The sequence below is a fragment of the Psychrobacter pacificensis genome (assembly GCF_900101915.1).
GTDB classification, from domain to species: domain Bacteria; phylum Pseudomonadota; class Gammaproteobacteria; order Pseudomonadales; family Moraxellaceae; genus Psychrobacter; species Psychrobacter pacificensis.
Genome location: NZ_FNAL01000002.1, coordinates 217,334 through 230,350, shown reverse-complemented (window position 1 = coordinate 230,350; position 13,017 = coordinate 217,334). Strand labels below are relative to the sequence as shown.

The following is a 13,017-nucleotide window of genomic DNA, read 5'->3' as shown; positions in this document are numbered from 1 at the left end:
GCCTGTGTCGCTACGGACGGTTTTTTTAGTGTGTCCATTGCGCTTATTAGGCTTGTCTGCTTTCTCATGCTTGGGGTAGCCGAGATGGTCTTCCATCTCAGCTTCAAGGGCAGTATCGATAAACGACTGCATGAGCTGCTTTTGAAAGTCTTTGATGTCATCGAAGCTGTTCATGCTACCAGCCATTTGCTCGGCCAGTTTTTTAATGTCAGATTGAGTAGTCATTGCTTATTCTCCGGTTAATGGATTATAAGCAGTTACACAGAGTTTGGGAAAGGCTCGTAGAGTCTCAATAGCATCTGATATATAAGCTACATCCCCCAATGACAGACTTTGACTCTTTACCATTCCAACAATCAAACCGTTAGTATTTCGATCTTCAATCAGTTGATAAATTGGCTTACCTGTCTTTGACATCATCATATTTGTTTCAGAGTCATCTATCTCGCCTACTTGAATTAACTTGAATGCATTCACACACTTAAATAGTCTTTTAACATCTGTTACATCTATACCGATAATAGTGCTTGAAGAATTTACATTAAGCAGTTCAACGACATCACTTACTTCATCTAGCTGAAACTTAATAACCGCCTCTATAATATCTAAGCTTTCATGGTCGTGGTCATCTGTTTGTAAACCTAATAAAACATCAACCTCTGCTTTCTCTTTCAGCTCAAGTAGCGCCTGCTCATCCCAGTCATCACTGATGATAAAACAGGCAATAATAAATGCAAAGAACATTAATATCACTTAATTGACGTTTTACCACTATTTTATCAATGCTACTTGGTGATGATTTACTCTCTCTAGTGAAGAACAACGCCAATACACTGGTTACTATCTTATTTCGTGCTTTGTGTGTATCAATTACTGTTTGTTAGTCTTGGTCTGCCCATGACAGAAGCTATCATATCAGAGCGTCTTGTGATAGCTCAGAGGTAACAAATTTGAATAAGTTAGCTGTGGTCATTCTGACTCCTTGATTACATTAGAAAAATATATCTGTTTTTTAGTACTTTTGGCAAAATGCTTGATCAACTATTTTGTATATAATTCCATCCCGCTTTCTAAACGCTTAAGAATAGCTTTTTTTAGCTCTAGCGGTTCAACCACTACTGCCAACTGCGACATACTTACTAGCCAATCTTGCAGACGCTGAGTATTCGCAACCGTTGCGTGCACTTCATTCCAAGTGTCATTGATAACCGTAATCGTTTGAGTAGATGATAACGGCCGCTCATATAAATGCTGGCAGGCATATTTTTGCACCTTTAGAACCAGTCCGATTTCTAAACAATTATTCAATTCCAACTTTCCTAGCTTACGTAGATTCTCAAGAGTTAAAGCATTGCGCTCTACCCAGTCCGGTACCGACTGCTCTGTTACTTCAGCTGCTTCAATACGATTAACCGCAAAATTACGGTGCGCCTTTAATAAGACATTATCATCGATATGATCGTCCGTTGGATCAAACCCAGTGAGGTACATCATATTGTCAATAAAAACGAGCCCTTTAGGATAGATTACTCTGACGGCAGGATTGTTACGCCATTTATTTTGATAGCTAATTTGAAGCTGCTTGTTTTGCAACAACGCGTGATGAATGCTAGCCAGCACGTCACTATCAAGCTTTGGTGCTTGTACGATACTAGGCAGAATAATGAGATGGTCTTTCCACTGCCCCAGACTACTTTGATTGAAGCTGTACTTGTCTTGGCGATCTAACTGGTTCAACTTATCGCTAATACTTTGCTTAAAGGGTGCTGGTAAGTAGTTGGCGGTATAGTTAGCAAGCATTTGCCAAAAGAATACCGTTTGCTCATTGATGATATCGATACTAAAACTTGGCTCAATATAAAACCGTGCGGTCTTGCCGCTGATATTCTGACTCCAAGCTGGCAACCTGATTAAAGCATCGCTATGGAAAATATCGGTAAATATTTGATTGAGACTTGTTAGGTCGTTCTCTAAGTTTTTGCGCTCGTTTGTGTAATGATCAGGGTTATCACCATAAACGTTCATTAGCTCTGTGAGCGATATTGCCTTGTCTTTACTACGTGGCAAACGCTGATAGAGCGCAAACAGACGGGTTGATTTGTTGTAGGTTGCTATTGGGTATGTAGACATATGAGCTACTCTATAGGTTATTGAATCTATCAAATTTTCATCTTAGAAATGAACTGTCATAAGACAATTATTCAAACCGTACCACAATGGCTGTACCGTTATCATAAGCATTGCCATCAGAGTCATAAACTTGCTGTCTAAGCGTCTGTAGCCACTCTTGTAAATCCGTTTGATTATCGATAAGCGCCCATTCATTACTTGGCACTAAGTCATGAATACCGTCAGTACAGACAACGAGACTATCGCCCGATTGCACGTGAAGGTCTGTTTTGTACTGTTAGGTGGCTCGCTGCTTGGGTCATCGCTATTCACTGCCAATGCAAAGCACTCAGTAATACTATACAAGCTTCCAGCCATACCTGTGCGATTGTACTCCGTAAACTCTACTTGGCGATCTTCATCTTTCGCTTGCTCATCTACCAGCTCATTCAATAGATTATGATCACGAGTTAAGCACTGCCATTCATTCTCATATTTACCTAGCTTATATACGCGGCTATCACCAACATGCCTGATGTTTATATTGATTGAATTGTCATCCTTTAATGTGCCGACAATCATGGCGAGGGTTGCTGCAGCGCCATAGCGTTTTTTTGCATGCTTTGTTTGACTCAGTTGTTGATACATACGATCTGAGGTCATGTTTTGGACGTTTGCTTGTTTGTCATCCCATAGCGCTTTAATTGCTTTGACCACTGCCTTTGAGCAGTGCTGTGACTGGTTAGAGCTGGCAACGCCGTCTGATACAGCAAGACAAAATGGCGCTTGTACTGATGTCACTGCCATCACCCCTAAATCCTCTTGATACCAATGGTCTAAAAAGAAAAATGCGTCTTGTTGGAGGTTGTTTCTAGCATTGCCTTTAAAGGTGATAGCGCAGGCGTGAGCTATCGCTCTAGTGTAAGGAGCGTATTCATCAATTAAAGCCGCTGTCATATTCATTCGCTTACTATTTATTATCATTAAGACAAGTATAGTAGACTGCCTAGTGATTTATTTTCTAGGTTATGTACTATTCTAAATTCAATTGTTTGTCTCAATATAATGGTGATTAATTGTTAAGCGGGTTATTTTGTAAGGACTATGAATGTATTTTATATAAAATATACTGACTTCTATCAGTACATACAGATTAGGCGAACTCTACTGCTTAGGTGTTAATATCATCATTTTTTGGGGTGTGCTATTATTAGCTTTAGTAGAACAAAGAACGGTGTGTTTAGCATAACCGAGCACAAAAAAGCGCTGCTAAGTCATTTCTGATTTGACTTAGCAGCGCTTTTAAGGTTTTACGAAATACTCAGGTGGTATGTGTGCTATTGGGGTTTGAACGCTTCCCGGCATTCCCAAATGACGATGAGGCACCAGCTTCATCTCAGTCAACATAGCAAGCATACGAGAGACTGCGAAGATGCTAGCAAGGAGGCCGCCAGCGGTAGCTACCATTGCGATTGCAACTGTGAACCATAGACCATAGTCGCCAAGTGCTGGGCGTGCGGCGGCAGCCAAGGAGTAATCTTTAGTTTCGATGATTTCGGCAAGAGATAGATTACTAGACACCGCGAAACCGACTAGAGTGTAAATAACTACGCATATTGCGATTGATATTACAATGGCACGGCCGACGTTGCGATGAGGATTTTTTACTTCCGAGCCACTGTTGGTAATCGTGGTAAAGCCTTTAAATGCCAGTATGCCTAGCGCCGTTGCGCCAAGAAAGTCACCAACAGTATTAGTGTCACCTAATGTAGAAGAATCAACTGCAAAGCTATCAGCTAGCCAGATACCAACCAACCCGAATATAAGAATACCGACAATTTTTATAATACCGATAACCGATGCAACCCCCTGAATCCAACGATTACCAAGTAAATTGATAAAGAACGCAGCAAGAATAAGCGCGGCGCCAAGGATGGATACCATGCGACCGCTGTCATCGCCACCGAATAACTGCATAGTGTATGACCCGAACGTCCGGGCCAAAAAGCTCTGCGCTATAACCATGGAGAAATACATCAGCAGGGCATTAAATCCAGTCGGTAAACGATCTCCGTATGCCTGATGCAGGTACATTGCAACACCGCCAGCCGACGGGTAAGCGTTAGAGATTTTGATATAAGAATAGGCACTAAAAGAAACAACGATTGCGGCGGCTAGAAAAGCAAGTGGGAAAAGCGAACCCGTCATCTGAGCCATCTGACCGGTCAGAGCGAAAATACCAGCACCGATCATGACACCGGTACCTAGCATAACTGTTCCTGATAATGTCAAACTATCCTTCTGATAGCGAGTCGTTCTATCTTGCTTCATACTTATTCGACCTTAATCTATTTCTTCGTAGAACTTCAGTTTTACAGGTTATTTTTGAAGTAAGGAGTAGGTATAGTTAGAATTAAAAGACGCGATATAGTAAATAGTTTTTAAAGAAGAGCTTACTTATTGGTATCATAATATATTATTCCAACTCTTCAATAAGCGCTTGCATCTCAGCGATTTCACGCTTTTGTGCTTCGATAATGTCATCAGCAAGCTGACGTACACGTGGATCTTCGATATCAGCACGCGAACTGGTCAAAATAGCAATCGAGTGATGCGGTATCATCGCCTGCATCCAATCCACTTGATCGACCGTTTGCTGAGAGCGTACGCCCCAAAGACCAAAGGCAAATAAAACTACGCTAACCCCATAAACCATCAAGTTTATCTTGGTTTTTTTATACATATTAGTCATAAAGGCGAGCATGATAATTGCCATTACCGCGCCCATATACAGCGCCATATAAGCTCGGGTTTCACTAAAGTAAATATGATCCCACTGATAGGTGTTAAAATACATCATGATAAACATCACCACTGTCGATGTTAAAATCATGATTGTGAACTTTACATAAGGGTTCATTTGCTTCTGTTTATTATCCATATGGTTATTCATATTCTTGTCCTTAATTTAGTAAAAAGGCACCTAAATAAAGAGGTGCCTTTTTTTAGAGCTAGTGTTATAAACTGTTGTTACTTACATGGTTAACACTAGAACCAAAACATCACACCAGCAGTCAGACTATTAGAATCAACGTCTTCGTCCTCTTGACGACGTAAGTCTCGCGCATCACCCAAGGCGCTCTTGTAGCTGAAACCAACATAAGGCGCGAGCTGACGACTGAATGTCTCATAAGCCAGCCTAACTTCAGCTTCAAACTCATTAAATCCTTTAGTAATACCGTTATCGGTATCATCTTTACTAAAGGCAGTCAGCTCCAGCTCTGGTCTGACCACCCAACGCTGATCTAAGCGCCACTCGTACGCTGTCCCAAGATCAAGCTGGACTTGACCATCAGTATATAGATAAGCTCTTGCGTCAGTCTCAACGAAGTACGGCGCCGTACCAACAATGCCTGCCATGATTGCGGACTTATCGTTTTCAGTATTATAAGCAATACCCGCTTCTCCATTCCAGAAGATACCGAGCGGCTTCCAATAAGCGAGTGAGGTTAAGCTATCAATTTCTTTATCATCGTTAGTTTGAGCACTACCTTCACTGCGTAGAGTGACACGATTACTATCAGTACCGTACCACGTATCAAACTCAAAATCGATTTGGTCATTCTCAAACTGATAGCCCAAAGTTTCTACTGACACACCCCATAACGGTAAGCTATCCATCATCACAGGCTTACCAAAGCGACCATAGGGAACACCGTTCGAGTAGTCAGGACTGCGAGCATCAGCTGGAGCTTTACCACCTTGCATACCTCCTGACATATCCATACTGCCATGGTCCATACCTGACATGTCCATACTACTGTGATCCATACCTGACATATCGCCCGACATATCCATGCCACTATGATCCATATCTGACATGTCACCTGACATATCCATACCACTGTGATCCATATCCGACATATCGCCTGACATATCCATACCACTATGATCCATATCCGACATATCGCCTGACATATCCATGCCACTATGGTCCATATCTGACATATTGCCCGACATATCCATGCTGCTGTGATCCATATCTGACATATCCATACCAGACATGTCCATACTGCCATGATCCATGTTCGACATCTCAGCAGCGTTTGCTAAAGGTGACATTAGTAGCATCAAAGATGACATGCCAATAAACGGTAGACCTACTTTATATATTTTCATAATAAGGCTCATATTCGAAGGTTTATTAAACAACGGCAACTTCTCTAAACATCCCGGCTTCCATATGATAGAGCAGATGACAATGCCATGCCCAGCGACCAGCTTCTCCTGTGACATCAAAGCTAATTTTTTGCGCTGGTTGCACCATTATCGTATGTTTGCGAACTTGAAAATCGCCATCAGGCGTGCGCAAATCGCTCCACATACCATGCAGATGCATAGGGTGGTTCATCATAGTGTCATTGACTAAGGTAATACGCACACGCTCGCCCGGTTTGATATTGACAGGCGGCGCATCCTTAAACATGATGCCGTCGAGTGCCCAGATATAGCGCTCCATATTACCGGTTAGATGTATTTCAATCTCTCGAGTGGGCTTGCGCTGCTCGGCCATTATTTCATTGCCAACAGAATGCAGTTGGTTATAGGTTAAAACCTTACGATTAATATCACGCAAATTAATACCCGGATCATCGAGATTCATCCGTGGACTATCGACGCGCATATCTGTCTTAAAGTCATATTCGGTCTTAGCATGACGGGCATCATAGCCATTAGCACCCATAGCCCCCATCATATCGGACATAGTTAGCCACTCAACATCATCCATAGCAGGTATGGCAGCGCGAGCGCCTCTTTTAGTGGCAAGCGTGGTTGCGACAAAGCCGGTGCGATCGATGTTTTGGGCAAATATGGTATGCGCGTCACGGGTTGGGGTGACGATGACGTCATAAGTCTCGGCCACCCCGATACGGAAGTCATCGACATCAACGGGCGCGACATCATTACCATCGGTGCCGACCACTTTCATTTTGAGCCCTGGAATGCGCACATCAAATATGGTCTGCGCGGAGCCATTGATAAAGCGTAGTTTGACCGGCTGACCGGCTTTGACCAATTGCGACCAGTTAGCCGCTGTCGTTTTACCATTCATAAGATAAGTAAACGTGGTCTCACCAGATAAATCAGTAAAATCAGTCGGCATCATGCGCATCTGGTTCCACATTTTACGTTTATCATAAGCCGCCTCAAGATCCGTAGCGGCAATATCGGACAATAGCTTTTTAAAGTCTGGCAGATGATAATTATCAAAGTCAGCACGCTGCTTAAGTAGTTTTAGCAGATTATGCGGATCGCGATGCGTCCAATCACTAAGCAGGATAACGTGATCTTCCTCAATAGGATAGCGTTCGCGCCCTTTAGGTTCAATCACAATAGCCCCGCGCATACCGGTTTGTTCTTGGAATCCAGTGTGCGAGTGATACCAATAAGTGCCTGACTGTGTCAGTTTAAATTTGTACGTGAAGGTGCTACCCGCAGGAATACCATCAAAGCTGATACCCGGTACGCCATCCATCTCAAACGGCACTAAGAGGCCATGCCAGTGAATAGAGGTCGACTCATTCAGCTGATTATGGACTCGAATGGTGACCGTATCGCCTTCTTGCATCTTAAGCGTTGGCGCAGGCAGTGAGTCATTTATCAGCGTTGCCATGCTTGACTTGCCGTTGACCGTTATCATCTTCTCACTGACATAAAGATCAAATTCATTACCCGTTAGTATAGGTACAATGTGATCGGCTCTATCACTATTGACTACGACATTTTGGCTTTTAGTTAAAGCACTATTAGCCATCGTCGGTAGTGTGGATAGCATCGACGCGCCGAGCAAGGTGGATGACCCTGTCAAAAAACGCCTGCGGTTAAATCTGTTTTTATTCATAATATTGACCTAAGTTAATCCATGAAATGAGAGTTGAACTTATATATCTGATAACTTATTAATAGAACTACATCTGCTGCGCTGGCGACTCAATAGCCGCATACACTTGAGTGCTGCCATCCTTGTTCAATTGCATGACTTTATAGGGCATAAATTTATCTTGATATTCCATGCCCGGACTACCAACTGGCATACTCGGTACCGCAAGACCGATGGAATCAGTTGGCGGACTGGCTAGAAACTGTGCCATGTATTTGGCAGGAACGTGCCCTTCAAAAACATAACCATTAGTAGTGACGGTGGTATGACAAGAGCGCATTTGCTGCGGGACACCGTAACGCTCTTTAAATAAAGATAAATCTGTAACGTCTTGCGCAGTTGCGCTTAGACCATGACCTTCGGCATAGCCTACCCATTCTTTGCAGCAGCCACAATTAGCATCTTTGTAAACTGTAGCCGAGACGTTTTGTAGAATTGTCGACCCAGTACCTGAATTAGCACTGACAGACATCATTTGCGGTTGTGGTTGCTCTATTTGAGCACTTTTGGTGGCAAGCGTTGGCTCAGTTTGAGTAGAATTTGAAACACTAGTATCGGGCTGACTACAAGCCATTACTGTTGACGTTGCTACTAGTAAAAGAGCAGAAGCTGATACCTTTTTATGTCCATTGCCCATTATATTTATATAGCGTCTCATAACTTACTCCTAAGCGTCTGCTTATCTGTTGAACCTTCTAAAGATTTATACCCTATAACTAAGTGTAGTATAGGCAAAGTTTAAATCCCAAAAGGCAGCACTATTTAGCACTGCGCTTTTATAAAGGAATATGGAAGAATTAATGCTGCATTCCAGATCCATCATCCGACATATTCATATCACCGTCAAATGACATGTCCATCATATCGCCATCTATCCTAGTGGTTAGCATCGTGTATTGGCTTTCATCTAATTCAGGTAACGATCTAATGAAGGCTACCATTGCCCACATTCTAGCGTCATCATGGGACGCGCCCCACGCAGGCATTCCAGATGCCATAATACCGTGCTTAATTGCCCAAAAGCCTTGCTTTGCACCGTCTTCTGTTTGATAACGTTTGACAATATCAGCCTTGGTAAAGTTGGGCGGCTTTGGATACAAGCCCTCACTAAAGTCAGTTTGTGCCACTCCCGGAGACAAGTGACAGCCTGCACACATATCCTTATAGTCCGCGCCACCAGAACTGATTAGCTCAGCCTTCTCTAAATCTGGTACCACAATATCTTTACTGGCATTTTCTATGGAACGATTGCGAGCAGTTTCTAAAAAGCTAAACATCATTGGGCTATGCTCTTGGTCAGCTCCCACATTGACAACGCCACTAGTAACAACCGCAAACACGCTAACGATTGCCACAAATACGGTAAAGAGCGCACCCAATAAAAATTTCATATGTTTTCCTAACAATTTATTTCCGTTAAGTGTTGACTGCTATTTAACAGAGCTAAAATTTTTAAGATTTACTGTCGTTAGTAACGCAGTGTTTTTGGTACATTTGCTTCATTTTACCCATGTTAGCCATCATCGCTTTCATGGCAGGATCGCTCATGTCCATCTTGCTATGATCCATTTTTCCCATCATATCCATATGCTTTTGCATTTTTTCACAGTTCATTTGATCTTTTTCAGCATGCATTTTAGGATCATGTGCTAGAGCTGAGGTTGAAACGACTAGAGCGACGGCAGTGGCTACGATTGCTTTAGGTAAAGACTTTGATTTAAAGAGTGACATGGTTAATCCTTAATTGATTTAGTTGAGGGTACATAAAGCTTTAGGATATTAATTCAGTCTAAAGCATAACTTATTGATTCTGACAGAGAGATGACAGCAAGATGACAATATTGTCATCTTGCTACTTTTATATTTTAATGCTGCACGTATTCATTTAGTATGGCATCAGCATTTCTATCACGATCGCTACCATATTTTTTTATAAAATACTTTTCAGACTGCAGATGTTGATCTTGATGCTGAACTTGGCAAGCGACTCGTGCATCAACATAGCTTTTCATTTGAGCATCAGACATCTGTGCGTTATTGTGATCTAGATTTCTGGCAAACGTAGTTAAGTTATCGCAATTATCGATAATTGAAGTGCTTAGATTGGTAGTATGCGCATTAGCTGCTGATATACCGATAAGCATCGAAGCGGATAGCAGCACCACTTTTTTGAATGAACGATAGCTTTTCATATAACATCCTTAATAAATTATTAAATATTGAAACTAATTACCTGTAGTAATAATTCATAGTAGCTACTCGTATCAAGAATGAGCCGCTATGTACTATAGGTATAGATTAACAAACGAAGACTGACCATTTGATGACGAGCGCATGACATCTTTGTCAGATACCAGTCCGTTTTGTCATTTATATTGATTTGGGTATTATAAAATCATAATTATATTGAAGGATTACTATGAAAGTACTACTAGTAGAAGATGAATTAAAACTCGGCGAATATGTAAAAAAAGGCTTAAGTGAAGCAGGCTTCATTGTTGATCATCAGCTGACAGGTTTAGATGGCTACCATGCTATGATGACTGAAGAGTTTAGCGTGATACTCATGGATGTTATGCTGCCTGATGTTAGCGGTTTTGAGCTAGTACGTAATTACCGAGCGGCTGGCAAGCATACGCCAGTGTTATTTCTAACCGCAAAAGATGATTTAGATGACAAAATCAAGGGGATTGAGATTGGCGGTGATGATTATCTGACCAAACCTTTTGCCTTTGCAGAGTTAATAGTCAGGATAAAAAGCTTATTACGACGCGCCAATCAAGCCGACTATAAAAGTACGCTCATGCAAATAGCGGATCTCAAAATGGACATTGCCAAGCGCACTGTACATAGAGGAGACACGCCCATTAAACTAACCGCAAAAGAGTTCTCCCTATTACAGTTTCTATTAGAGCGCCGCGGTGAAGTATTACCACGCTCAATCATTGCTTCACAAGTATGGGATATGAACTTTGATAACGATACTAATGTGATTGATGTGGCAATAAGACGTCTGCGTATAAAAATAGACGATGAGTTTGATACCAAGCTAATTCATACTGTGCGTGGCATGGGCTACCGATTAGATGCTGTCGACGTTTCAGCTAGTAATAAAGCTGCCAGCGAAACGGAAGATAGCCAATATGATAAATAGATTGGACAATCGACGCTTACCCTTACTATGGCGAACTGTGTTTTTATTGACGATATTTGTCGTTTTATCGCAGTTGATAATCTATATCTGGGTACAGCACTCTGTTAAAGGCCATTTTGAACAAATGGATGCTGAAATCATTACCCACGCAGCCTTTAATCTACGTAAGCGCGTAACAGAGGCGGATAACCAAATAGCCTCTCAGACACTACCTAAGCCTCAAAGTCCATCAAACACTCAACAACCGCTAAGCTCGAAAGCTTCTTCAAATCTACTTCCTACAATAGCCACAGAAAATGATGATCACCTGCATTCATCAGCGCTAGATTACGATCTAAAAACTATCATTGCTGATAAAGAGGGACGATTGCTATCTAGTACTCCCAAAAACTTTGCTAATGAATTAAGTGCCGACTTTAACCTATTATCATTACAGCAAAATCATGATGACAGACAGTTTGTAATAAATATTAAAGACAGACGTTATCGAGCTATGGTTATTGGAGACGATGACATGCTTGCCCTTATCGCCTTACCCATTGACGTGCATCATCAGTATTTATTACAGTTTAACCGTCAACTTAGTCTGATCCTATTTGCCATCACACTACTGTTGGTTTTAATAGCAGCCTTAAGCGTGTATTGGGGTTTTGCCCCTTTATCCACTATCGTGCAAAGGATGAAAGGTATTCATCCTGAAAGATTGAGCGAAAGAGTAATAGTTAGTGATATGCCATTAGAGCTAAGACCTTTAGCAGAATCCTATAACTCGATGATGGCTAAGCTTGAAAGCAATTTTGAGTCGTTGTCGCGATTTTCAGACAATATCGCGCATGAGCTACGCACGCCAATAGCGACGCTGATTACGCAAACGCAAGTCATGTTAAATAAGCCTAGAGAGGAAGAGGAATATGTCGAACAATTACATCAGCAACATGACACCTTAGAGCAATTATCGGCGATGATTAACAACATGCTACTGCTAGCAAAAACCCAAAAAGGACTGAGTGATTCGCAAGTGACTACTGTAGATACTGAGGTCCTAATCAATAAGCTGTTAGATTACTTTGAAATGATTGCCGAGGATCGTGAAATAACTTTTGTAAAATTAGGAGATTTTAAGGCAGTATTAGGCGATGAAGGTTTATTGCAAAGGCTATTTGCTAATCTGCTATCAAACGCGATCTACTACGCCGCTAGTAATAGTGTCATCACAATATCAGCCACTGTCAACACTCCAAATACTTCCGTTAATACTTATAAGATGCTTGAAGACGATCAAAGTAACACTCAAACCGCGAAGCAATCTTGGCTAGAGATAACTTTTACTAATCTTCTAGAAAAACCGTTAAACCAAAGCGAAGCAGATCGATTGTTTGAGCGCTTTTATCGTCATGATAAAACTAGCCAGCACCACTCAGGCTCAGGTTTGGGTTTATCTATCGTTCAGGCTATTGCTAATGCTCATAAAGGGACGGTCAATATCACTATCAAAGATGAGTATTGTTTTGAAGTTACTGTAGGATTATTGATTGCTAAGTAGCATACACCTCAATATCCTAGTGTTCAAAATATTAATAATATGTAGACCTACTATAGGTCTATTTTATTTTGATAAGTCGAAAAGGCTCTGAATGCTATTATTCATATAGTGTATAAGGCTAGATTACGAAGTCTAGTTTTCTTAGGTGATGTTGTTGATATGGGGGTTTGATAAAGGCGTACTTTACTAACTGCCACTTCGGGCATAGCCCTACGCCTTGCGTCACTAAAACAGTCTCCCAGACTGTTTCTTAACGTTCCTCATTCGCGA

The 13,017-nt window shown here is 41.6% G+C and carries 15 protein-coding genes; 2 read left to right on the top strand and 13 right to left on the bottom strand.

Annotated features, from left to right (window positions below):
- The 13 genes from BLR43_RS02420 to BLR43_RS02365 form a co-directional block, all read right to left on the bottom strand.
- Positions 1–225 (bottom strand): transposase (locus tag BLR43_RS02420; protein ID WP_208855951.1); only part of this gene is annotated, 225 nt, incomplete at its 3' end.
- A gap of 3 nt (positions 226–228) precedes the next feature.
- Entirely contained in the window at positions 229–744 is a 516-nt protein-coding gene (locus BLR43_RS02415) for a hypothetical protein (RefSeq protein WP_093068436.1), read from the bottom strand.
- A gap of 297 nt (positions 745–1,041) precedes the next feature.
- The gene (locus BLR43_RS02410; RefSeq protein ID WP_025650697.1) at positions 1,042–2,130 is read right to left on the bottom strand and encodes a helix-turn-helix transcriptional regulator; all 1,089 of its coding nucleotides are present in this window, start codon (positions 2,128–2,130) and stop codon (positions 1,042–1,044) included.
- 67 nt (positions 2,131–2,197) lie between these two features.
- Positions 2,198–2,386 carry a hypothetical protein gene (locus tag BLR43_RS13785; protein WP_227502337.1) on the bottom strand — a complete coding sequence of 63 codons (189 nt, stop codon included), beginning with the start codon at positions 2,384–2,386 and terminating at the stop codon, positions 2,198–2,200.
- Positions 2,335–3,066, bottom strand: coding sequence for a protein phosphatase 2C domain-containing protein (locus BLR43_RS02405; RefSeq protein ID WP_025650698.1), 732 nt, complete (start codon positions 3,064–3,066; stop codon positions 2,335–2,337). The genes BLR43_RS13785 and BLR43_RS02405 overlap by 52 nt, the downstream gene beginning before the upstream one ends.
- 345 nt (positions 3,067–3,411) lie before the next feature.
- Positions 3,412–4,440, bottom strand: a complete 1,029-nt coding sequence (locus BLR43_RS02400) for an APC family permease (protein WP_244265478.1) — start codon at positions 4,438–4,440, stop codon at positions 3,412–3,414.
- A 145-nt stretch (positions 4,441–4,585) separates the two neighbouring features.
- Complete coding sequence (locus tag BLR43_RS02395) at positions 4,586–5,062, bottom strand: DUF305 domain-containing protein (protein ID WP_093068433.1); 477 nt, start codon at positions 5,060–5,062, stop codon at positions 4,586–4,588.
- A 95-nt stretch (positions 5,063–5,157) separates the two neighbouring features.
- A complete protein-coding gene (locus BLR43_RS02390; protein ID WP_093068430.1) occupies positions 5,158–6,288 on the bottom strand; it encodes a copper resistance protein B in 1,131 nt (376 codons plus the stop codon).
- Positions 6,289–6,313: 25 nt separating this feature from the next.
- Positions 6,314–8,011 carry a copper resistance system multicopper oxidase gene (locus BLR43_RS02385; RefSeq protein WP_093068427.1) on the bottom strand — a complete coding sequence of 566 codons (1,698 nt, stop codon included), beginning with the start codon at positions 8,009–8,011 and terminating at the stop codon, positions 6,314–6,316.
- A gap of 67 nt (positions 8,012–8,078) precedes the next feature.
- Positions 8,079–8,708, bottom strand: a complete 630-nt coding sequence (locus BLR43_RS02380) for a DUF411 domain-containing protein (RefSeq protein WP_093068423.1) — start codon at positions 8,706–8,708, stop codon at positions 8,079–8,081.
- Between the two features lie 139 nt (positions 8,709–8,847).
- A complete protein-coding gene (locus BLR43_RS02375) occupies positions 8,848–9,441 on the bottom strand; it encodes a c-type cytochrome (protein ID WP_093068419.1) in 594 nt (197 codons plus the stop codon).
- Between the two features lie 61 nt (positions 9,442–9,502).
- Positions 9,503–9,781: a hypothetical protein gene (locus tag BLR43_RS02370; RefSeq protein ID WP_093068416.1), complete on the bottom strand. Its 279-nt coding sequence runs from the start codon at positions 9,779–9,781 to the stop codon at positions 9,503–9,505.
- Between the two features lie 134 nt (positions 9,782–9,915).
- Positions 9,916–10,242: a hypothetical protein gene (locus tag BLR43_RS02365; RefSeq protein ID WP_093068413.1), complete on the bottom strand. Its 327-nt coding sequence runs from the start codon at positions 10,240–10,242 to the stop codon at positions 9,916–9,918.
- 227 nt (positions 10,243–10,469) lie between these two features.
- Between BLR43_RS02365 and BLR43_RS02360 the strand changes: the two genes are divergently transcribed.
- Both BLR43_RS02360 and BLR43_RS02355 read left to right on the top strand, forming a co-directional pair.
- Positions 10,470–11,204, top strand: a complete 735-nt coding sequence (locus BLR43_RS02360) for a heavy metal response regulator transcription factor (protein ID WP_025645672.1) — start codon at positions 10,470–10,472, stop codon at positions 11,202–11,204.
- Entirely contained in the window at positions 11,194–12,747 is a 1,554-nt protein-coding gene (locus BLR43_RS02355) for an ATP-binding protein (RefSeq protein WP_093068410.1), read from the top strand. Before BLR43_RS02360 ends, BLR43_RS02355 begins: the two co-directional genes overlap by 11 nt.
- The last annotated feature ends 270 nt before the right edge of the window (positions 12,748–13,017 follow it).